This is a genomic window from Nonomuraea typhae, from assembly GCF_009760925.1.
GTDB lineage: Bacteria > Actinomycetota > Actinomycetes > Streptosporangiales > Streptosporangiaceae > Nonomuraea > Nonomuraea typhae.
The window spans coordinates 448123-469185 of the sequence record NZ_VRLV01000005.1 but is presented as its reverse complement, the minus strand read 5'-3'; the positions used below and the strand labels follow the sequence as shown (position 1 = coordinate 469185).

The following is a 21063-nucleotide window of genomic DNA, read 5'->3' as shown; positions in this document are numbered from 1 at the left end:
CGGCGGTACCGCCTGCCCCGAACACCAGGGCTCAGGCTCCCCGTGTCCGCCGTCTTCTGTCCAGTGAACCGGCGGGTTCGCTGTAGCCGATGCTGATGAGCCGGCCGCCGTCGAAGGTGAAGCTCGTGAGGCTGGCCAGCGCGCACTGGCGGCGCCGCGGGTCGTGCCACAGCCTGCGCCCTTCCGCGGCCATGCGAATGGTCCAGATGGGCAGCTGGTGGCTGACGAGCACCGCCTCGTGCCCGCGGGCCGCCGCGCGCGCGTCCTCGACGATCGAGCGCATCCGCTCCCTGATCAGCAGGTACGGCTCGCCCCAGGACGGCTTCCACGGGTTGTAGAAGTAGCGGTAGTTCCGCGGCCGGCGCAGAAGCTCCAGCCCTTCGCCCGACGTCGAGCCCTCCAGGAGGTTGCCCGCCTCCACGAGCCGGTCGTCGGCCTCCACGACGAGCCCGAACGCGGCGGCCAGCGGGGCCGCGGTCTCCTGAGCACGTTCCAGGGGCGAGGAGTAGAGGGCGACGACGTCGCGGCCGGCCACGGTCTTGGCGACCATGTCGGCCATCTGACGGCCCGTCTCGGACAAGTGGTAGCCGGGCAGCCTGCCGTACAGGATGCCTTCCGGATTGTGCACCTCACCGTGGCGCAGCAGATGAACGACGGTGGTCTCAGCCATGATGGGGCACAGCCTAATCGTTTCGATGACCCGCATAGCCGACCCGGCCTCGTCCGAAACACCGGGCGGCGGTAGGGTCGGCTTGACTGCGCCTAGGGTTCCGATGTCCGGTCCGTCCTGCCGAATCACAATCAGGGCCGGGAGACAGGTCCGAGCGGCGCCACCGGCCCTGGGCCGCACAGCTGACGGGACAAAAGCCTGGAGGCTCCTATCCGCACACCCGGAAGGAGCTCGGCGGTTGAACCCCCTGGCCCTCGTTCTCGTCCTCGTCGCCGCCTGCGCGCACGCCGCCTGGAACCTGCTGAGCAAGCAGGCCGCCAAGACCGACTCCCTGACCTTTCTCTGGCTGGTCGCGCTGGCCTCGACCGCCGTGTGGACCCCTTTGTTCGCCGGTTTCCTGCTGGTCACCGGCACGGGCGTGGGGTGGCGGGACGTGGCGCTGGTGTCGGTGAGCACGGCGCTGCACCTCGGGTACTTCGTCCTTCTGCAGCGCGGCTACCGCTACGGCGATCTGTCGGCGGTCTATCCGGTGGCGCGGGGCACGGGGCCGATGCTGGCGAGCCTGGTGGCGGTGTTGTTCCTCGGCGAGCACCCGGGTCCCGCGGGCGTGGCGGGGATCGCCCTGGTCGGGGTCGGGGTGTTCATGATGAGCGGGGGCGCCGCCCGCGATCTGCGCGGACTGGGGTACGGCCTGGCCACCGGGGTGTTCATCGCCGGCTACACAATCTGGGACGCGCAACTGGTCAGCGCGTTCGCGGTGGCGCCGCTGGTGCTGAACTACCTGGGTGAGGCGGGGCGGGCGCTGGCGCTGGCGCCGGTGGTGCTGGCGGGCGGGCGGCGGCGCCTGGTCGGGCAGATCTGGCGGGCGCACCGATGGCACGTGCTGGGCGCCGCGGTGCTCATTCCGCTGTCGTACCTGCTGGTGCTGTTCGCGTTCACGATGGCGCCGGTCAGCGTGGTGGCGCCGACGCGGGAGGTCAGCGTGCTGATCGCGGTGCTGCTCGGCGGCAAGCTGCTGGCCGAGGGCGACCTGCGCCGCCGGTTGCTGGCGGCCGCGGTCATCCTCGGCGGCGTGGTCACGATCGCATTGAGCTGATGTCCGCGCCGGCGTCCTTCAGCGCCTCGACCGCCGCCCTGATGGCCGGACGGCGGGCGGCGTCGGTGCGCCAGATGGCGTAGATGCGCCGGGTCTGGCGGGGCAGGATCGGGATCGCGCGCACGCCTGCCGGCATGCAGTCGCGGCCCAGCCTGGGCACGATGGCGCAGCCGGCGCCGCCCGCGACCAGCGCGAGCTGGGTGGGGTACTCGTCGGCCATCGTGGTGATCTCCGGTTCGAGCTCGGCGGCGCGCAGCGTGTAGACCAGCCAGTCGTGGCAGATGGTGCCCGGCGAGGAGCTGATCCAGCGCTCGCCGCTCAGCTCGGCCAGCCCGATCTCCTTGCGGTCGGCGAGCTGATGGTCGGCGGGCACGATCACGTCGGCGATGTCGTCGAGCAGGATCGCCTTCGACAGTCCCTCGGGGATGGCCATGGGGCGGTTGAGCCAGTCCTGGATCACGCCGAGGTCGAGCTCGCCTCTGGCCACCTCGCGCACGACGCGCTCCGGCTCTCGCTCGATGAGCTGGATCTGCAGGTCGGGATGATGCTCGCGCAGGCGCTTGAGCGCGGGCGGCATGAGGCCCCGGGCCGCTGTCGGGAAGGAGCCGACGTGAAGGCGGCCGACGACGGCGCCGCGCAGCGCCTCGAAGTCGGCCTCCGCGGTCTCGACGAGGGCCAGGATGCGCTCTGCGTGCTCGGCCAGGAGCCCGGCGGCGTCGGTGAGGCGCACGCCGCGCCCGTTGCGTTCCATGAGGCGGGAGCCGGTCTCGCGCTCCAGCTTGGCGATCTGCTGCGAGACGGCCGAAGGCGTGACCATGAGGGCTTCGGCGGCCGCGCCGACCGAGCCGTACACGTGGACGGCGTGCAGCGCTTTGAGCCGGTTAAGATCCAACATCTCGGTAGCCCTCCTTGGCACTGTGACCGGAGTCTCGTAAGCCACTCTAAAGGGTTTAGCGTAGAAAGTCTCGCTTGTGGTTGATTGTGTAGCGAGAGAAAATATATGCATGAGAAACAACAAGGCTCCGAAGACCGAGATCTCCTACCTCAAGAAGCTGGCTGAGCAGGCTCGCGAGCAGCGCATCCGCGCTCGGCAGTCCGCCTCCAAGTGAGGCCGCGCCATCTGGCCCTCGTCGTCGGCCTCGCGGCCGTGTGGGGCTTCAACTTCGTGGTCATGGAAGTGGGCCTGCGCCACTTCCCGCCCCTGCTGTACGCGGCGCTCCGGTTCGCCCTGGCCGCCTTCCCCGCGCTTCTGCTCGTGGGACGGCCAGGCGTACCGTGGCGCTGGGTGGCAGGCGTCGCCGCCGCGGTTGGAGTGGGTCAGTTCGGCTTCCTTCTCATCGGCATGCGGGCGGGGATGCCGCCCGGCCTCGCCTCACTGGTGCTGCAGGCCCAGTCGCTCTTCACCGTCGTCTTCGCAGTGACCCTGCTGGGCGAACGGCTCACCGGCCGCCGCATCACGGGACTCACCGTCGCGCTCGGCGGCCTCATCCTCGTCGCCGTCGACTTCGGCATGTCCGGCCCGTTCGGCGCCTTCGCGCTGAGCGTCGCGGCCGCCGCCTCATGGAGCGTCGGCACGATCCTGCAGCGCAAGGCCGCGCCGCCCGACTCGCTGCGCTTCATGGTGTGGGTGAGCGCCCTGTCGGCGCCGCCCCTCTTCCTGCTGTCCTTCCTCGTCGAAGGCGCGCCCTCGCTGGCCGCGCCCCTGGAAGGCTGGATCTCGCTGGGCTACGTGGCCTTCATCTCCACGCTCGGCGGCTTCGGCGTGTGGGGCTGGCTGCTGCGCCGCTACGACGCCTCCGTCGTGGCCCCCTACACCCTGCTCATCCCCGTCTTCGGGATGTCCACGGCCGCGCTGTTCGTCGGTGAGCCCATCACCTGGGTGAAGGCGGGCGCGGCCGTGCTCATCGTCTGCGGCGTCCTCTACGCGGGCCTGCGCCCCCGTCAGGCCGCCACGGCGGCCGCGGCCTTGGCGGCGACCGGCAGCGCGTCCGCGACCCGGCTCAGCGCCTCCTCGTCGTGGGAGGCCGAGAGGAACCACGCCTCGTAGGCCGACGGCGGCAGGTAGACGCCCTGGTCCAGCATGGCGTGGAAGAACGCGGTGAAGGCCGCGGTGTTCTGGCCCTTGGCCTCGTCGAAGTTCGTCACCTCGCGCTCGGTGAAGAAGATCGAGAACAGGCTGCCCGCGGTCTGCAGCCGATGCGGCACACCCGCCGCCGCCAGCGCCTGAGTCGCCGCCTGAGCGACCGCCCCGGCGGCGGCGTCCACCTTCGCGTAGGCGTCGTCGTCGAGCGCCCTGAGCGTCGCCAGCCCCGCGGCCGTGGCCAGCGGATTGCCCGACAACGTGCCCGCTTGGTACACCGGCCCCTCAGGCGCCAGGTTCGCCATGACCTCGGCCCGCCCGCCGAACGCCGCCGCCGGCAACCCGCCGCCCATGACCTTGCCGAACGTCATCAGGTCGGCGTCCACCGGATCCAGGCCGTACCAGCCGGCCCGCGACACCCGGAAGCCGGTCAGCACCTCGTCCACGATGAGCAGGGCGCCGTTGCGGCTGCAGATCTCCCGCAGGAACGTATTGAACCCCGGCGCGGGCGGCACCACGCCCATGTTCGCCGGGCACGCCTCGGTGATCACGCACGCGATCTCGTTGGCGGCGAACGCCTGCTCCACGGCCTCACGCGAGTTGTACGGCAGCACGATCGTGTCCGCCGCCGACGCCCCCGTGACACCCGGCGTGTCCGGCAGCCCGAACGTCACCACCCCGGAACCGGCCGCCGCCAGCAGCGCGTCCACGTGCCCGTGATAGCACCCGGCGAACTTGACCACCTTCGAGCGCCCGGTGAAGCCACGGGCCAGCCGTACCGCGCTCATTGTGGCCTCGGTGCCGGAGCTCACCAGCCGGACCTTCTCCACCGGCGCCACCCGGGAGACCAGTTCCTCGGCCAGCTCGACCTCGCCCGGCGTGGCCGTGCCGTACGACAGCCCGTGCGCCAGCGCCCCGGACACGGCCTCGACCACGGCCGGATGACGGTGACCCAGGATCATCGGGCCCCACGAGCAGACCAGGTCGACGTAACGGTTGCCGTCGACGTCGGTGATGTACGGCCCCTGCCCCGCGGCCATGAAACGCGGCGTGCCCCCCACGGCCCCGAAGGCCCGCACGGGCGAGTTCACACCCCCCGGCACGATGGTCTTGGCTCGGGCGAACAGGCTCTCGGAGTTGTCAGTACGGCTCACGCCGCAAGCCTATGCGGGGCCTAGTCCGCCAGCCACTCCAGGAGGCGGAGCGGGTCGGGGAGGGGGCGGCCGTCGGGCGGGCGGAGCCAGGAGACCGGCTGGCCGGTGGGCAGGGTGGAGGGCGGGGCCAGGACGTAGCTGTCGCGGCAGTGCCAGCGCAGGCCGGGCGTGTCGTCTATGGTCGCCGGGTCGCAGTCCAGGTGGCAGGACCACCACTCGTCCTCGTCGTCCGGGTTGCCGCGCGTGCCCACATAAAACAGAACCCGGTCGCCGTTGGCGGCGACCGGGCCTGAGTGGGAGCCGGCGGCGTCGATCCGCGTGAGGGCGGACAGGCCGGCGGCCAGGGGTACGTCGAAGACGTCGAACACGCGACCGGTGGGCAGAATCACATTCGCGTCCGGCTCGCGTTGCCACCAGCGGGTGAGCTGGGTGGCGTCCGTCGTGGCCTGCAGGTGCCAGGCCGGGGAGAGCGGATGCGCGCCCGGGTCGGGACAGCCGATGCGGTCACAGGAACAGGCGCGGGGCCCGTGCCGCAGCGGGTGGGCCCCCGGCACGCTGGGCCAGCCGAGAGCGGCATAACCCAGCACCGCGTCGATCCTGGTCGGCCGCGCGAGTTTGGCGGCCCGCTTCCGCGTACGCCGAGCGAGTGGTACCCCGACCATGGTGTCTCCCGTTCGAAATCCCGCGCGCCTGAGGAGGTCCCTGACCCCGGGGCCCTAACGCACCACCTGGGACACACCAGCACTTGTTATCGCACTCTAACGCACAGGTCGCAGGGGCGAGCGGGAAACCCCCGCCTAGAGACGCCGCGCCACCTCGGTGGCCCAGTAGGTGAGGATCAGGTCGGCCCCGGCGCGGCGGATGCCGATCAGGGACTCCATGATCATCCGCTCGCGGTCGATCCAGCCGTTGGCCGCCGCCGCCTCGATCATCGCGTACTCGCCGCTGACCTGGTAGGCGGCCACGGGCACGTCCACGGTGTCGCGGAAGCGCCGGATGACGTCGAGGTAGGACATCGCCGGCTTCACCATGACGATGTCGGCGCCCTCGGCGAGGTCCAGCCGTGCCTCGCGCAGGGCCTCCTCCAGCGAGCCCGCGGGGTCCTGCTGGTGGGAGGCGCGGTCGCCGAACTGCGGCGCGCACTCGGCGGCGTCGCGGAAGGGCCCGTAGAACGCCGAGGCGTACTTGGCCGTGTAGGCCATGATCGGGACGTTCTGGTGCCCGGCGGCGTCGAGCGCGGCCCGGATGGCGGCCACCTGGCCGTCCATCATCCCGCTCGGGGCGACCATCTGGGAGCCCGCCTCGGCCTGCGCCACCGCCATCGAGGCGTAGCGCTCCAGCGTGGCGTCGTTGTCCACCTCGCCGTCGGCCGTCAGCAGCCCGCAGTGGCCGTGGTCGGTGAACTCGTCCAGGCATGTGTCGGCCATCACCACGATGGCGTCGCCGACCTCGGCGTTCACCTCGCGCAGCGCCTGCTGCAGGATCCCGTCGGGGTCGTCGGCGGCCGAACCGATGGCGTCCTTGACCGCCGGGATGCCGAACAGGATCAGCCCGCCCACGCCCGCCTCGGCGGCCTCGTGGGCGGCCTTACGCAGCGACTCGCGGGTGTGCTGGTACACCCCGGGCATCGAGGCCACCGGGACCGGCTCGGCGAGCCCTTCCTTCACGAAGGCCGGAAGGATCAGCTCGGACGGGTGCAGCCGCGTGCCCGCGACCATCCGTCTCAGGACAGGGGTACGGCGAAGCCGCCGCGGGCGTGCCGCGGGGAATTCAGCACTCATGACAGGCACATCTCCTATTTGCGGCGGCGAGCCCCGCGGCGGTTCTGCGAGGGCTTGCGCGGGGTGTCCCCCGCGGCGAGCGCCGCCTGCCTCTGCTTAGCACCGTACTCGGCCAGGGCGGCGGCCAGCGCGGAGGCCGACGGCTTGTCCGCCATGACATCCACGCGCAGGCCGAACTCCTCGGCCGTCTTGGCCGTCTGCGGGCCGATGACCGCGATGACGGTGACGTTGTGCGGCTTGCCGGCGATGCCGACGAGGTTGCGCACGGTCGAGGACGAGGTGAACAGCACCGCGTCGAACCCGCCGCCCTTGATCGCCTCGCGGATCGGCTGCGGCGGGGGCGCCGCGCGCACGGTCCGGTAGGCGGTCACGTCGTCGCACTCCCAGCCCAGCTCGGTCAGCCCGGCCACGAGCGTGTCGGTGGAGATGTCGGCCCGCGGCAGCAGCACCCGGTTGATCGGGTCGAGCATCGAGTCGTAGGGCGGCCACTCGGCGACCAGGCCCTCGGACGACTGCTCGCCGGAGGGCAGCAGGTCGGGCTTGACGCCGAACTCCACCAGGGCCCGCGCGGTGGCCTCGCCCACGGCGGCCACCTTGAGCCCGGCGAAGGCCCGCGCGTCCAGGCCGTACTCCTCGAACTTCTCCCGCACCGCCTTGACGGCGTTGGCGCTGGTGAAGGCGACCCATTCGTAGCGGCCGGTGACCAGGCCCTTGATCGCGCGGTCCATCTGCTGCGGCGTGCGCGGCGGCTCGACCGAGATGGTCGGCACCTCGTCCGGCACCGCGCCGTAGGAGATGAGCTGCTCCGACAGCGCCTTGGACTGCTCCTTGGTCCGCGGCACCAGCACCCGCCAGCCGAACAGCGGCTTGGTCTCGAACCACGACAGCTTCTCGCGCAGCCCGACGGCCTCGCCCACCACGATCAGGGCGGGCTCGGTGAAGCCCGCGTGCTTGAGGTCGGGCTGCAGCCTGCCCAGCGTGGTGGCCACGGTGAACTGCTCGGTCGTGGTGCCGCTGCCGCTGACCGCGACCGGCGTGGTGTCGGGCTTGCCGCCGGCGATGAGGGCCTTGCCGATCGCCACCGCGTCGCCGATGCCGTTGTAGATCACCAGCGTGCCCGGGCAGGCGGCGTGGACGGACCAGTCCTGCTCCTGCGCCGCGTCGACGATGCGGAACTCCGGCACGTCGTCCGCCGGCGGGATGCCCGCGTAGGTGAGCACCGCGGTCGCGGGCGGCACCCCTGGCACGATCTCGAAGTCCACCTCGGCGGCGGTGCAGGCGGCGACCTCCTCGGTGATCGAGGAGAACAGCATCGGGTCGCCCTCGCACAGGCGGACCACCAGCCTGCCCTGCTGGGCACGCTGAAGGTAGTCGCCCTCAACCACTTCGACATCCTCGCGGCAGTGCTTGAGCAGCGCCCCGAAGTGTTCCTCGTCAAGGACCACGGCGTCGGCCTTGCCGAGCAGTTCGGCGCCACGCAGCGTCAGCAGGTTCGGGTCACCGGGACCCGCGCCCACGAACGCCACGAAACCGGAGGTAGGACTATCGGCGCTCAATGGGAATGCTCCCCCATCAATCTGTCGGCCCCCTCGGCGAGCATCTCGGCCGCCAGCAGGCGACCCAGGCGATCGGCCTCCGAGGAGGGGCCGGCGGCGGACTTGCGGACCGCAGCCTGGCCGTCGAGCGAGACGACGGCGGCGGTCAGGTTCAAAGTCTGCCCGTCATCGGCGGCGAAGGCACCCACCGGAGCGGAGCAGCCTGCCTCCAAAGCGGACAGCACGGCGCGCTCGGCCGCGACCGCGGAGCGGGTCCGCGGGTCGTCGAGCACGCCGAGAAATTCGATCAGGTCGGCCCGGTCGGCCAGGCACTCGACCGCCAGCGCGCCCTGTCCCGGCGCGGGCAGCATCTCCTCGACCTCGAAGATCTGCGAGATCTCCGCGTCGCGGCCGATCCTGGTCAGGCCGGCGGAGGCGAGCACGACCGCGTCGAGCTGGCCGGAGACGACCTTGCCGATCCGGGTGTCGGCGTTGCCGCGGATCGGGACGTACTCAACGTCGGGCCGCAGCGCCCGCAGCATCGCGATGCGGCGGGGCGAGCCCGTGCCGACCTTGGCCCCGGGGGGCAGGTCGGCCAGCTTGCGCGGGCCGACCAGGGCGTCGCGGTGGTCGTGCCGGGCGGGGATGGCGGCCAGCGTGAAGCGCTCGTCGTACTTGGTCGGCAGGTCCTTGAGCGAGTGGACGGCGAAGTCGATCTCGCCCTCGACCAGCTTGTCGCGCAGCGCGCTGACGAAGACGCCGGTGCCGCCGAGCTGCGCCAGGTGTGCCTTGGTCACGTCGCCGAAGGTCGTGATGCCGACCAGCTCGATCTCCCGGCCGGTGGCCTGGGTGTAGCTGTCGGCGACCATCTGTGACTGCGTGGTCGCCATCAGGCTCCGCCGAGTCCCGAGCCGCAACGTCACAGTTCCACCTCCCTTACGGCTTCGGGCATCTTCGGATCCAGGTCGAACAACTCGCGCAGCGCTTCCGCATAATGATCGCCTCCGGGCGAGGTGGCGAGCTGTTTGACACGCACAGTGGGCTCGTGAAGGAGTTTGTCGACCACGCGCTGCACGGTCTGCGTGACCTCGCCGCGGGCCCGCTCGTCGAGTTCCGGCAGGCGCATGAGCAGCCGGCCGAGTTCGGCCTCGACGACGTCGGCCGCCTTGCTGCGCAGCGCCACCACGGTCGGGGTGACCTTGGCCGCGCGCTCGGCGTCCAGGAAGGCCGTCAGCTCCTGCGCCACGAGCTCACGCACCGTCTGTACGGCGTCGCCCTCGCGCGAGCCGATGCCCGACTCCTGGATCGTCTCCAGGTCGACCAGCGTGACGCCGGGCAGCTCGCGCACGGCCGGGTCGACGTCGTGGGGAAGCGCCAGGTCGAGGAGGAAGACCTCGCCGGTGACCATGTCCGGGGTGATGACGTGCGACCCTCCGCCGGTGCACGTGATCACAAGGTCGGCCGTGGCGAGCTCCTGGGGAACGTCGCGCAGCCCGACGGCCCGGCCGCCGACCGCCTGGGCCAGCCGTGCGCCGCGTTCGAAGGTGCGGTTGGCCACCACGATCTCGCCGGCGCCCGCGCGGGCGAGGGTGGCGGCGGCGAGCGCGCTCATCGAGCCGGCGCCGACGACGAGCGCCCGCTTGCCCTGCAGGGGGCCGAAGAAGGCGAGGCCGGCGGTGACGAGCGAGGCGCCGGCCTGGTCGATGCCGGTGTCGGTGTGGGCCCGCTTGCCCACCCGCAGCGCCTGCTGGACGAGTTCGTTCAGCGTGGCGCCGACGGTGCCGACCTTCTGGCCGAGCTTGAGCGCCTGGCGGACCTGGCCGAGGATCTGGCCCTCGCCGACCACCATCGAGTCGAGGCCGCACACCACCGAGAAGAGGTGCTCGACGGCGCGGTCCTCGTAATGCACGTACAGATGCGGCGTCAGCTCGTCGACCGGCACGCCGGAATGGACGCTCAGCAGCCTGGTGATCGCCGTCACGGCCGCGTGGAAACGGTCCACGGCGGCGTAGACCTCGACTCGGTTACAGGTCGAGACCACCATCGCTTCGGCGACGCAGACGTCCTTCTGGACGTCGAAGAGAAGTTTGGCCAGAGTGTCCCCCGACACAGACACGCGCTCGAGCATGGCCACCGGCGCTGTCCGGTGGCTGAGTCCGATCGTCAAAACACTCATTGACTGTCCACGGCCATGAGTGGCCCCCCAGCTTTGCGTTGCTCATGGAACGCAAGGATCTGCAATTCAATTGATAGGTCAACTTTACGGACATCGACGGTTTGAGGCACGGAAAGTACGACAGGAGCAAAGTTCAGGATGCTCGTCACTCCCGCGGCAACCACACGGTCGCACACTTCCTGAGCCGCCGCCGCCGGTGTCGCCAGAACCACGATCGAGACGCCCCGCCGCCCGATCACGGCTTCCAGCTCGTCGATGTGCTCCACATTCAACCCTGCGATGTCGTCGCCCACGATTTCGGGGTCGGCGTCGAGCAGGGCGGCGATCCGGAATCCGCGGGAGACGAAGCCGCCGTAGTTGGCGAGGGCGCGGCCGAGGTTGCCGACGCCGACGATGGCCACGGCCCAGTCCTGGGTCAGGCCCAGCTCCCGGGAGATCTGGTACACAAGGTATTCAACGTCGTACCCCACGCCCCGAGTGCCATACGACCCCAAATGCGATAGGTCCTTGCGGAGCTTGGCCGAGTTCACGCCCGCGGCGGTCGCCAGATCCTCGGACGAGACGGTGGCGATGCCACGCTCGGCCATCCCGTGCAGCGCCCGCAGGTACAGCGGGAGCCGTGCGACCGTCGCTTCGGGGATGCCACGGTCACGGGGCTGGGACGGGCTCTTCACGTGCGGGAGCTCCAGGGGAACGGGCGGCCTCTCGGCCGCGTCATCGGAATCGAACCGTCTTTCAGGTTAATCCCTTTGTGAACCGACGCACAAAGTCAGCACTACCGTGGACGGCATGCACGAGATCACTCTGTACGGCCGGAAGGGCTGCCACCTGTGTGACGAGGCCCGCTCCGTCATCGCCAAAGTCGCCGCCGAGCTGGGCGTCACGTGGACCGAGATCGACATCGACACCTCCGATGAGCTGCGGGAAAAGTACAACGACATGATTCCCGTCACGCTGGTGGACGGCGTCCAGCACGACTTCTGGCGCGTGTCGGAGGAACGGCTGCGGGCGGCCCTTGGCTAGCGGGCTAGAACAGGGCCGTGGGCAGGGGGACGACCTTCGCGGCGTTGACGGTCAGCTCGATGATGTTCGTGGCCAGGACCATCGCCTGCCGTTCGGCCACGAAGCGCTCGACGTGCGGCTGGCGCTGGTGGTCCTGGAAAGCGACCTCGTCGCGGTAGAGCTCGTAGACGATGCGCTGCAGGGGGGCCGACTTGACCGCGTGGCAGGCGTAGACGAGCGTGTCGGGCTCGCCGCGCCGTACCGCCTCGACGGTCTGCTCGGCCAGGCGGTCGAACATCTCGCCCGAGCCGTCCATGAGCGTGAAGACGGTCAGCAGGCCGTAGATGTTGGGCGAGGGACGCCCGCCCTGAACGGGCTGGGGAGCGCTCGGCGTGAACAGTTCGGCGCCCGGGTAGACGACGCCGGTGTTCGGCATGTTGTAGCCGTCCTGGGGCGGCTGCTGGGGGCTCGCGCTGTGGCGGCCGAACGCCTGCTCCTGCGGGAAGGCCGGTTCCTGGCCGAAGGCTTGCTCCTGGCCGTTCATGACGTAGCCGGTCGAAGGGCCCGCATCCATCGGCGCGGCGTACCCGGGGACGGGGGCGGGGTCTCCGGCGCGGTATTCGGCCACGAGGTCGCCCAGACCGGGGCTCCTGGGCCGCACGGGTTCGATCGGGGCCTGCGCCTCCATGCGGGCGGGCGTCTGCTCGGCCATGGCCCTGCGGCCGGTCGAGGGGCGGTCCCAGGCGTCGCTCTTGATGTCGGCCTCCTCGTCCTCATCCTCGTATGGCGCGAGCGGGCGCAGCACGGAGTACCAGATCGCGGCGGCGGCCACGACGAGCAGCGCGGTGGTGAAGATCCCCGGCACCGAGAAGCGCAGCGCGCCGATCAGCGCGAGCGCCGAGGGCGCGATGACCAGCGTGGCGTGCAGGTTGTCGGTGTCGTAGTCGTCCCCGCCACGCCAGCGCAGCGCGGCCAGCACCACGCAGCCCAGCAGGATGAGCCCGTCGATCACGTGCGCGCCGACCAGGGTGTAGCCGGCGATGAGCCCCCAATGGGCGGAGCCGGACGGCAGCACCTTGACCATCTCGCTGCCCTTGAGCACCGGATCGAATACGATCACCACGGCGGTCACGATCGTGAACGCGATCCCGAACAACCAGGCGAGGAACTTCGGTGGCGTCTTCTCGGTCAGTAGCTGGATGAGCCCGATGGCCATCCAGAGCGGCGCGATCAGGGATCCGGCCAGCTGATAGATCCGGAAGGTGGTCTCGCCGAAGCCGACGAGATAACCCGTGCCGACCGCGCCGAGGGCGACGCAGAGCATCGCGGCGGCGACGGTCCAGGCGATGAGCCACCCTTCGCGCTCCTCACGGAGGTTGCGGATCAAGGCACCGGTGGCGATCGCGGCGAGTAGTGCGCCGGCGAAGGCCAGGACAGCAACGAGGATCTCCATGGTGACTCCAATGCTGCCGGACGATGCCTCCCAGCCGGTAGCCGAAGAGGGAACGGGTCGGTCCACACCGTATCCGCCGATTACGGCTAGTCACGCCACCCCGAAGCGGATTGTGGAATTTCCGGTTGATTTCTAGAGTGTTCGAGCACGCCGCACCCCTTACCCCCAGGGATACCGGATGCCTGACTCGTGGCCGTTCGCCGGGCTCCTGCCGCCAGCGGTCGCTGGCAACGCCCGGACGAGCGAGCTTGCCGTGCGCGAAGAGATTCCAGATGACGTGCGCACGCTGGTGTTGCGTGCCAAGACCGGAGACACGGACGCCTTTGGCACGCTCTACGACCGCTACGTCGATCTTGTCTACCGCTACATCTACTTCCGGGTGGGCTCTCATCCGCTCGCCGAGGACCTCACCAGCGAGACATTCTTACGTGCCCTCCGCCGCGTCGCCGACTTCACCTGGCAAGGCCGCGACTTCGGCGCCTGGCTCGTGACGATCGCCCGCAACCTCGTCACCGACCACTACAAGTCCGGGCGCTACCGGCTGGAGATCACCACGGGTGAGGTGCTCGACGTCCCGATGGACGGCTCCTACATCCCGGAGAACGCGGTGGTCACGGCCATCATCAACGACCGCGTGCTGCGCGCCGTCCGAGACCTCAATCCCGAGCAGCAGGAATGCGTCGTCCTTCGCTTCCTGCACGGCCTGTCTCTCGCGGAGACCGCGTTGATCATGGGGAAGAAGAGTGGAGCGATCAAAGCGCTGCAGTTCCGTGCGATCCGGGCCCTGGCCAGGGCTCTCAAGCACGACCTGGCGTAACCTCCGCACGCGGCGCCTCGTTAGGCAGGTGTCACCACGCACGGGGGCCTCAGGGAGCAGTCATGGGTAGGGCGCGACCTCGCCGATGGCCGTTCGGAGCCACACGCAGGTCGCAGGAGCGGGTTCTCGGCCAGTTGGACGAGCTGAGCCGGGTTCCGCGCGGCGGCGGGCCCGACGGTGAGTTCCGCGAGCGCCTGCGCGCTCAGCTGACCTCGGCCGACCTCCTCATCGTCGCCGACGACACGGCCGCGGAGCCGCCCGCGCGCCCGCGCACCGGTACGGCCCGGCACGCCAAGCCGGTCAGGCGGGCGCGGGTCCGGCTGTCGTGGCCCACCCAGCTCGCCACGCTCAGCCTGGCCGTGGGCATGATGATCTCGGCGTTCGCCACCTACCGGGCGGTGCCGGGAGACACGCTCTACCCGCTCAAAAGGGCGGCCGAGCACACCCTGGTCAGGCTGAGCACCGACGACAAGGAGCGGGCCGAGCGCGAGATGGTCTCGGCCAGGGAACGCGCCGCCGAGGTGGCCGCCCTGCTCGGCGGCGCCGGCGAGGACGGCCCCCTTGTCGCGGCTACGCTGAGTGACATGGCGGAGGCCACGCGCTCGGCGATCAGCCGCCTGGAACGAGTGGAGCCGCGCTCGCCCCGCCTGGGCAGCTTCGCCGAGGAGCAGCGCGACCGGATCGAGCCGATGCTGGACCAGCTCAAGGGCCCCGAAATGGACCAGGCGAGCACGTACCTGCACTACATCGAGGGCCTGGCGGGACCCCAGTGACGCCCCGCTGAGCGCGAGGCCGCCGGCACCGGGGACGAGAAGGAGTCCGGACGGCTGCGCGAGACGGCGCGGCGGGGCGTCGCATGAACGTTCCTCCAACGGACAGAGGGCAACGATGGACTGCCCGGCTTTGCCCTTCTCGTCTGGGTAAGCTAGCTGTCCATGAGGCGGCTCCTGCGACGACGACACGAGACGGAAGCCCAAGTCGCCGGCGAGGTCGCCGCCGCGGCCGCGGTGTCGGCCGAACCCGTCGCGCCCGACCTCGAGGCGGCCGCGTTCTTCGACGTGGACAACACGATGATGCGCGGCGCCTCGATCTACCACTTCGCCAGAGGGCTGGCCACGCGCGGCATGTTCACCACCTCCGACCTGCTGAGGTTCGCCCTCGGGCAGGCCGCCTTCCGGCTGCGCGGCAACGAGAACCCCGAGCACATCGCCGTGGCCCGCGAGACCGCGCTGGCCTTCGTGGCCGGCAGCAAGGTCGACGACGTGGTACGGCTCGGCGAGGAGATCTACGACGAGGTCATGGCCGACCGCATCTGGGCGGGCACCAGGGCGCTGGCACAGTCGCACCTGGACGCCGGCCAGCGGGTGTGGCTGGTGACGGCCACGCCGGTCGAGCTGGCCCGGGTGATCGCCCAGCGCCTCGGGCTGACCGGCGCGCTCGGCACGGTCGCCGAGTCCAGCGACGGCGTGTACACCGGCCGCCTGGTGGGCGACCTGTTGCACGGCCCGGCCAAGGCCGAGGCGGTGCGCGCGCTGGCCAGGCGGGAGGGGCTGGACCTCACCCGCTGCACCGCCTACAGCGACTCGGCCAACGACCTGCCGCTGTTGTCGCTGGTCGGGCAGGCGGTGGCCATCAATCCCGACTCCGAACTGCGTGAGCACGCCAGGAAGCACGACTGGCCGGTCAAGGACTTCCGCACCGGCCGCAAGGCCACGCTGGCCGCCTTGCCGATCGCGGCCGGGGTCGGCGCGGTCGCGGGCGGCATAGCGGCCGGGATCGCCCTGCGCCGCCACTACCGCGGCAAGTAGAGGCCCCCTCAGCGCAAGAGCGACCTGCGGATCAGCCTCCTCCACGCTCGAGCGACCTGCGGATCAGCATTCCCCGCGCGCGAGCGACCTGCGGATCAGCCCCTTCAGCGCCGCGTTGACCAGTTCCGGACGCTCCAGGCCGAGCATGTGACCGGCGCCGGGCGCGACCACGAGCGTGCTGCCGGGGAGCGCGGCGGCGATCCGGCGGGCGTGCGCGGGTGGGGTGAGCCGGTCGCGCTCCCCCACCATCACCAGCGTCTCGACCCGGCTCAACGCCTCGAGCGCGGCGACCTTGTCATGCGCCATGATCGCGTGGAAGTAGCCGACCATCACCTCGGTCGGCGTCCCGGCGACCATCCTGTTGACGAAGCGCACGTGCCGGCGCCGGGGCTTGGCCCCGAACGCCGTCAGCCGGGTGACCGGCCAGTTGGTCCCGGCGCGCAGGAACCGCGGGCTGGCGTCGATGAGCGCCGCCCTGGCCTTCAGCCGGTTCAGGAGCACCGGCGCGGTCCTGCCGGCGAAGCTCTCGGCCAGCCGTCCCGAGGACGTGCTGATCAGGCCGACCCCGGCGACCCGGCCGCCGAACAGGCCGGGACGGCGGGCGGCCAGTCCCATGATGGTCATGCCGCCCATCGAGTGGCCGACGAGCACGATCGGCAGACCGGGCGGGACGGCCGCCTCGATGACCGCCTCCAGGTCGGCGGCCAGCCGTTCGATCGAGCACGGGCCGCCGGGGCCGGGCGTGGAGGCGCCGTGCCCGCGCTGGTCGTAGCTGACCAGCATGGCCTCTGCGGGGAGCGCCTCCCGTTGGTAATGCCAGCTGTGCCGGGTGAGCACCCAGCCGTGGGCGAAGACCACGGCGTAGGCGGGCGGGCCGTCCGGCTCCTTGATGTCGACGTCGATGACGGCGCCGTCGTCGGTCTCGACCGGCAGTCTCCGGCCCTGGTGCCCGCCGAGCGGCTCGGCGGATCTTCTGCGGGCGGCGATGCCCAAGGCGGCGCCGAGCAACAGCCCGGCCACGAGCGCTTTGTACCGCATGCCCGTGACTATAAGACGCAACATCCAATAACGCTATCGGAGGGAGTCGAATACCTCCTTCGCCCCGGGCTGCGACCAGGTCAGCCGATTGGGGTCGCCAGACGCGACGGCGGTGGGAACCGTGGCGAAGGACGGCTGGCTTCCGGCCAGGTTCACCGCGGTCTGATAGAGCGTCTCCAGATCCAGGTCCGTCCGGACAGCCTGCCTGGCCACGCTGACGAACTCGCGCAGCCGTACCGGATCCTTCACCACCGTCTCCCTGGCCTTCGCCAGCAGCTCCGACAGCATCTTCTGCTGGCGCTTGATGCGCTCCAGGTCGGATCCTTCGCCTATGTTCCGCAGCCGGAAGAAGCCCAGCGCCTTCTCACCGTCCAGCTTGTGGCGGCCCGCGGAGAGCGTCAGCTTCGCCTTGCTGTCGTTGATCGGCTCCGATATCCGTACCTCGACTCCGCCGAGGGCGTCGACGATCCTCTTAAACCCGTCGAAGTCCACCTCCACGGTGTGGTCGATGCGCAGGCCGGCCTCCTTCTGCAGCGTCCTGATCAGGCAGTCCGCGCCGCCCTTGTCGTAGGCGGTGTTGATCGCGGCCTTCCAGGAGGGCTGCCCGCCGCACTTCGGGATCGTGACCAGGGTGTCCCGGGGAATGTTCACCACCTTCGGATTGCCGCGGCCCGCGGGCAGGTGCACGAGCACGATGGTGTCGGCCCGCATCCCCGCGTTGCCCGGCCGGTTGTCGGAGCCGATCATCAGGATGCTGCGCGAGCTCGGGCTGCCTCCTGCCACGTCCCGGGCGCGGTTGCCCAGCAGCAGCGTCGGCACCGCCACCGCCAGCGCCGTGGCCGCCGCCGCCGCGACCAGCACCATCCCATTCCATCGCCGCCGCGGCGCGGGCCCTCCGCCCATCAGGCGCGCGCGCTGGCGCACCAGCGTGGCAGGCGGCTCCTGCTCCAGCTCCCCGCCGAAGTCGCGGAGCAACTTCAGATCGTCCATCGTCACTCCTCCTCGATCATGGGATTGGCCTCGCCGAGGGCGGCGCGCACCTTCCGCCTGCCCCGGTGGAGGCGGGAGCGCACGGTGCCGATCGGGATGTCCAGCGCCCGTGCCACCTCGTCATAGGTCAGGTCGCCCCACGCGATGAGCAGCAGCACGTCCCGGTCCTTGGCCGGCAGCTTCGCCAGCGCGGCGGCCAGCTCCGGCCGCCGCGCCTGCGCGCTGACCCCGGCCGCCACGCGGTCGGCCGGGGACTCCACGTCGCCGTCGAGCGGCGCCCGCCGCATCGCGCGGTAGCGGGCGGCCTCACGGCGGTGATGGCGGGAGACGAGCTTGGTGAGGATGCCGAACAACCACGGCCGGGCGTCGGCGTAGCTCGTGTCGTAGCTACCGCGGCGCGAGAAGGCCACCAGGAACGTCTCGCCCACCAGGTCCTCGGCGGGCTCGGGGCCCAGCCGCTTCACGACGTACCTGTAGAGCATGCCGGAGTAGCGGTCGAACAGCTCCGCGAACGCCTCCGGATCGGACCAGGACGCGCTGACGAGTGCCGCGTCAGCGGTCCTGGTGGCGGGTTGCGTGATCATCTCCGCCCTTCTGTGGGGGAATCAGTCAACGATGTCTTGCCGCAACCCGCCAGATGGGTTCACAGCTCCTTCAGGAAGCCTCCGTCGATCACGAAGTCGGCACCGGTCGTGCTGCCGGAGCGGGGCGAGACCAGCAGCGCGACGGCGTCGGCGATCTCCTGCGGCTCCACCAGGCGCCCGGTGGCCAGCCGCATCATCTCGGGCGCCGCCTGCTCGATGACGGTGGCGGTGTCCCCGCCGGTCATCCCGGCCAGAACCGCGGCGGCGCCCCCCTCCTTGGTCCACCAGGCGGTCAGGGTCGGGCCGGGCGAGACCGTGTTGACCCGGATGCCGCGCGGGCCGTACTCCTCGGACACGGCCTTGCCCACGGAGTTCAGCGCCGCCTTGGCCGCGTTGTAGTCGACGTTCATCGGCGCGGGCTGCCGCGCGCCGCCGGAGGAGACGTTGACGATCGAGCCGCCGCCGCGCTCCAGCATCAGTGGTACGGCGGCGCGCATCGCCCGGACCGCCGAGTAGAGGTTGAACTCGAACATCGCCCGCCAGTCGTCGTCACCGGGGGTGAGGAAGCCGAAGCGCGGCAGGGTGACGCCGGGCGGCGGGCCACCGGCGTTGTTGACCAGGATGTCCAGCCCGCCGAAGCGCTCGGCGGCGGTGGCGACGACGTGCGCGGGCGCCTGCGGGTCCATGAGGTCCACAGGCACGTGCACCACCTCGGCGGGAAGGTCGGCGGTCCTGGTGCGGGAGGCGGCCACGACATGCGCGCCCTCCGCGGCCAGGGTGCGGGCGACGGCCAGGCCGATGCCCTTCGACGCGCCGGTCACGACGGCCACGCGGCCGGAAAGCTGCAGGTCCACAAGGGTTCCTTTCTTGGGGTACGCCTCGTGAACACCTGGCCCGCCGTACCGGTTGCAGCTTCTTTCAGACGAACGCGTGGCCGCGCTTCAGCCGGAGCGCGTTGAGCATCTGCTGGATGACCTCGCGCACGTGGTCGGTGACGTTGAACACGACCATCGGGTCGTCGGCGGCGGCCGGCTCGTGCTCGTCGGTCCGGATGGGCTCGCCGAACTCGATCATCCACTTGGACGGCAGCGGCACCAGCCCCAGCGGCCCCAGCCAGGGGAAGAGGGGCGTGATCGGCAGGTACGGCAGGCCGAGGAGCCTGGCCAGCGTCTTCATGTCGCCGATCTTCGGATAGATCTCCTCGGCCCCCACGATCGCGGTGGGCACGATCGGCACCCCGGCGCGGATGGCGGAGGCGACGAAGCCGCCCCTGCCGAAGCGCTGGAGTTTGTAGCGCTCGGAGTACGGCTTGCCGAGCCCCTTGTAGCCCTCGGGGAAGACCCCGACGAGCTCGCCCTTGCGCAGCAGCCGGTCGGCGTCCTCGCGGCAGGCCAGGGTGTGGCCCGACTTGCGGGACAGGTGGCCGAACACGGGAAGCTGGTAGACCAGGTCCGCGCCGAGCAGCCGCAGTGCCCGCCCGGCCTCGTCGTGCAGGGCGACCTGGGTCATGAGAGCGTCGACGGGCAGCGTGCCGGAGTGGTTGGCGACCACGAGGGCGCCGCCGTCCACGGGCACGTTCCCGACGCCGGAGGTCTCCACCCGGAACCAGTGGCGGTAGAGCGGGCGGACGAGTTCGAGCAGCACCTTGTCGGTCAGCTCGGCGTCGTAGCCGAACTCGTCGACCTCGTATTCGCCGGTGAGGCGACGGCGCAGGAAGGCCAGCCCCTCGGCCAGCCGATCGGGCTCGGTCATGTGCGCGCGGCTCCAAGCCCGTGTGAGTGGAGGAAGTCGTCGAAGGCGGCGGCGGTGGTGAACTTCGGCTTCCAGCCGAGCTCGGCGACGAGCCGGTCGGAGTCGACGGCGCGGCCGTGGCACATGAGCTTGAGCTGTTCCGGCGAGAAGTCGACCAGCCCGGCCCGCCTGGCCGCCTCGCCGAGCACCCGGAAGGCGGGTGAGAGCAGCGGCAGCGAGAACCGGCCCGCCCTGCGCACGCACTGCGAGAGCAGAAGCACGCCCGCCCCGGCCACGTTGAACGTGCCGGGGTGGTCTTCTGTGGCCATCCGCCGCAGCACCTCGACCGCGTCGTCCTCGTGGACGAACTGCAGCCGAGGGTCGAAGCCGAACACCGTCGGCGCGACCGGCTGGGCGAAATACCGGGTCAGCGGTGAGTCGACGCCCGGTCCCATGAAGTTGGCGAAGCGCAGCATGGAGACGCTCACGTCGGGACGCCGCCTGGCGAAGCCGCGGACGTAGCCCTCGACCTCGGCCGCGTCCTTGGCGTAGCCGTGGCCGGGGCCGTCGTGCGGCTCCACGTCCTCGGCGAACACCGCCGGGTCCTTGGGCGAGGAGCCGTAGACCGCGGTGGTGGAGCGCACCACCACCCGGCGCACGGTCGAGGACCGCTGACAGGCGCCGAGCAGTTGCATGGTGCCGATGACGTTGTGCTCTTTCATCAGCGCCCGGCCGGTGCCCCGCGAGGGCGCGCTGACCAGGCTCATGTGGACGACCGTGTCGATGTCCGCGGCCGCGATCACCTGAGCGATGTCGGGGCTGCGGAGATCCACCCGGACGAATTCCGTCCGGCCGAGGGAACCGCCGCCGTCTCGCGCGAGCGAGGGGGGCGGGACGGTGTCCACTCCGATGACGCGGCTGATGTCCGGGTCTTGCGCCAGAACACTCGCCACCCGGGCGCCGATGTGGCGCGAGACCCCGGTGACGAGCACGGTGTGGGTCATCAGCGCCTCACAGCTGCGTACGTGCTACTTCTTGTTACGCCGCTGGATGCGCGTCTTCTTGAGCAGCTTGCGGTGCTTCTTCTTGGCCATCCGCTTGCGGCGCTTCTTGATCACAGAGCCCACGGGACCCCCAGGTACTGATAG

23 protein-coding genes are annotated in these 21063 nt (G+C 70.8%); 6 read left to right on the top strand and 17 right to left on the bottom strand.

The annotated features are described in order from the left end of the window. Positions 1–31 precede the first annotated feature (31 nt). Positions 32–670 (bottom strand): histidine phosphatase family protein, encoded by a 639-nt coding sequence (locus FVE25_RS21630; RefSeq protein ID WP_157248813.1) that lies wholly within the window; start codon positions 668–670, stop codon positions 32–34. A gap of 238 nt (positions 671–908) precedes the next feature. On the opposite strand from FVE25_RS21630, the gene FVE25_RS21625 reads away from it, so the two are divergent. Next, positions 909–1766 carry a DMT family transporter gene (locus tag FVE25_RS21625; RefSeq protein ID WP_181019665.1) on the top strand — a complete coding sequence of 286 codons (858 nt, stop codon included), beginning with the start codon at positions 909–911 and terminating at the stop codon, positions 1764–1766. On the opposite strand, the gene FVE25_RS21620 is transcribed toward FVE25_RS21625, so the two are convergent. After that, positions 1747–2661 carry a LysR family transcriptional regulator gene (locus FVE25_RS21620; RefSeq protein WP_157248811.1) on the bottom strand — a complete coding sequence of 305 codons (915 nt, stop codon included), beginning with the start codon at positions 2659–2661 and terminating at the stop codon, positions 1747–1749. The two genes, FVE25_RS21625 and FVE25_RS21620, sit on opposite strands and share 20 nt — an antisense overlap. Positions 2662–2871: 210 nt before the next feature. On the opposite strand from FVE25_RS21620, the gene FVE25_RS21615 reads away from it, so the two are divergent. Continuing rightward, the gene (locus FVE25_RS21615) at positions 2872–3813 is read left to right on the top strand and encodes an EamA family transporter (protein WP_157248810.1); all 942 of its coding nucleotides are present in this window, start codon (positions 2872–2874) and stop codon (positions 3811–3813) included. On the opposite strand, the gene hemL is transcribed toward FVE25_RS21615, so the two are convergent. The 7 genes from hemL to FVE25_RS21580 form a co-directional block, all read right to left on the bottom strand. Beyond that, entirely contained in the window at positions 3708–5000 is a 1293-nt protein-coding gene (hemL, locus tag FVE25_RS21610) for a glutamate-1-semialdehyde 2,1-aminomutase (protein ID WP_157248809.1), read from the bottom strand. The two genes, FVE25_RS21615 and hemL, sit on opposite strands and share 106 nt — an antisense overlap. 20 nt (positions 5001–5020) lie before the next feature. Continuing rightward, on the bottom strand, positions 5021–5662 hold the full coding sequence (locus tag FVE25_RS21605; RefSeq protein ID WP_157248808.1) for a bifunctional DNA primase/polymerase: 642 nt from the start codon (positions 5660–5662) through the stop codon (positions 5021–5023). 135 nt (positions 5663–5797) lie between these two features. Further along, positions 5798–6781 (bottom strand): porphobilinogen synthase, encoded by a 984-nt coding sequence (gene hemB / locus FVE25_RS21600; protein ID WP_157248807.1) that lies wholly within the window; start codon positions 6779–6781, stop codon positions 5798–5800. 14 nt (positions 6782–6795) lie between these two features. Further along, a complete protein-coding gene (locus tag FVE25_RS21595; RefSeq protein WP_181019675.1) occupies positions 6796–8298 on the bottom strand; it encodes a bifunctional uroporphyrinogen-III C-methyltransferase/uroporphyrinogen-III synthase in 1503 nt (500 codons plus the stop codon). A 35-nt stretch (positions 8299–8333) separates the two neighbouring features. Further along, on the bottom strand, positions 8334–9239 hold the full coding sequence (hemC, locus tag FVE25_RS21590) for a hydroxymethylbilane synthase (protein WP_281367872.1): 906 nt from the start codon (positions 9237–9239) through the stop codon (positions 8334–8336). After that, positions 9236–10492 (bottom strand): glutamyl-tRNA reductase, encoded by a 1257-nt coding sequence (locus FVE25_RS21585; protein WP_157248804.1) that lies wholly within the window; start codon positions 10490–10492, stop codon positions 9236–9238. Before FVE25_RS21585 ends, hemC begins: the two co-directional genes overlap by 4 nt. Beyond that, a complete protein-coding gene (locus FVE25_RS21580) occupies positions 10489–11166 on the bottom strand; it encodes a redox-sensing transcriptional repressor Rex (RefSeq protein ID WP_157248803.1) in 678 nt (225 codons plus the stop codon). The genes FVE25_RS21585 and FVE25_RS21580 overlap by 4 nt, the downstream gene beginning before the upstream one ends. A gap of 115 nt (positions 11167–11281) precedes the next feature. On the opposite strand from FVE25_RS21580, the gene FVE25_RS21575 reads away from it, so the two are divergent. Further along, complete coding sequence (locus FVE25_RS21575) at positions 11282–11515, top strand: glutaredoxin family protein (RefSeq protein WP_157248802.1); 234 nt, start codon at positions 11282–11284, stop codon at positions 11513–11515. A 4-nt stretch (positions 11516–11519) separates the two neighbouring features. On the opposite strand, the gene FVE25_RS21570 is transcribed toward FVE25_RS21575, so the two are convergent. Next, positions 11520–12947, bottom strand: coding sequence for a putative quinol monooxygenase (locus FVE25_RS21570; RefSeq protein WP_157248801.1), 1428 nt, complete (start codon positions 12945–12947; stop codon positions 11520–11522). A 178-nt stretch (positions 12948–13125) separates the two neighbouring features. Here FVE25_RS21570 and FVE25_RS21565 point away from each other — a divergent pair, with 178 nt between their 5' ends. The 3 genes from FVE25_RS21565 to FVE25_RS21555 all read left to right on the top strand — a co-directional run bounded on the left by FVE25_RS21565 (position 13126) and on the right by FVE25_RS21555 (position 15572). Further along, positions 13126–13764: a sigma-70 family RNA polymerase sigma factor gene (locus tag FVE25_RS21565; RefSeq protein ID WP_157248800.1), complete on the top strand. Its 639-nt coding sequence runs from the start codon at positions 13126–13128 to the stop codon at positions 13762–13764. A 62-nt stretch (positions 13765–13826) separates the two neighbouring features. Continuing rightward, complete coding sequence (locus tag FVE25_RS21560; protein ID WP_157248799.1) at positions 13827–14537, top strand: DUF5667 domain-containing protein; 711 nt, start codon at positions 13827–13829, stop codon at positions 14535–14537. Positions 14538–14699: 162 nt separating this feature from the next. Next, positions 14700–15572 carry an HAD family hydrolase gene (locus FVE25_RS21555; RefSeq protein WP_157248798.1) on the top strand — a complete coding sequence of 291 codons (873 nt, stop codon included), beginning with the start codon at positions 14700–14702 and terminating at the stop codon, positions 15570–15572. Between the two features lie 63 nt (positions 15573–15635). Here the strand turns inward: FVE25_RS21555 and FVE25_RS21550 are convergent, their stop codons facing one another. The 7 genes from FVE25_RS21550 to FVE25_RS21520 all read right to left on the bottom strand — a co-directional run bounded on the left by FVE25_RS21550 (position 15636) and on the right by FVE25_RS21520 (position 21042). After that, positions 15636–16610 (bottom strand): alpha/beta fold hydrolase, encoded by a 975-nt coding sequence (locus FVE25_RS21550; RefSeq protein ID WP_157248797.1) that lies wholly within the window; start codon positions 16608–16610, stop codon positions 15636–15638. Positions 16611–16643: 33 nt separating this feature from the next. Continuing rightward, positions 16644–17600, bottom strand: coding sequence for an LCP family protein (locus tag FVE25_RS21545; protein WP_157248796.1), 957 nt, complete (start codon positions 17598–17600; stop codon positions 16644–16646). 2 nt (positions 17601–17602) lie between these two features. Next, entirely contained in the window at positions 17603–18184 is a 582-nt protein-coding gene (locus FVE25_RS21540) for an RNA polymerase sigma factor (RefSeq protein ID WP_157248795.1), read from the bottom strand. Positions 18185–18243: 59 nt separating this feature from the next. Beyond that, positions 18244–19038 (bottom strand): SDR family NAD(P)-dependent oxidoreductase, encoded by a 795-nt coding sequence (locus FVE25_RS21535; RefSeq protein WP_157248794.1) that lies wholly within the window; start codon positions 19036–19038, stop codon positions 18244–18246. A 64-nt stretch (positions 19039–19102) separates the two neighbouring features. Further along, the gene (locus FVE25_RS21530) at positions 19103–19936 is read right to left on the bottom strand and encodes a lysophospholipid acyltransferase family protein (protein ID WP_157248793.1); all 834 of its coding nucleotides are present in this window, start codon (positions 19934–19936) and stop codon (positions 19103–19105) included. Further along, positions 19933–20919, bottom strand: a complete 987-nt coding sequence (locus FVE25_RS21525; RefSeq protein ID WP_157248792.1) for an NAD-dependent epimerase/dehydratase family protein — start codon at positions 20917–20919, stop codon at positions 19933–19935. The genes FVE25_RS21530 and FVE25_RS21525 overlap by 4 nt, the downstream gene beginning before the upstream one ends. A 24-nt stretch (positions 20920–20943) precedes the next feature. Beyond that, on the bottom strand, positions 20944–21042 hold the full coding sequence (locus tag FVE25_RS21520; protein WP_018654693.1) for a 30S ribosomal protein bS22: 99 nt from the start codon (positions 21040–21042) through the stop codon (positions 20944–20946). Between the last annotated feature and the right edge of the window lie 21 nt (positions 21043–21063).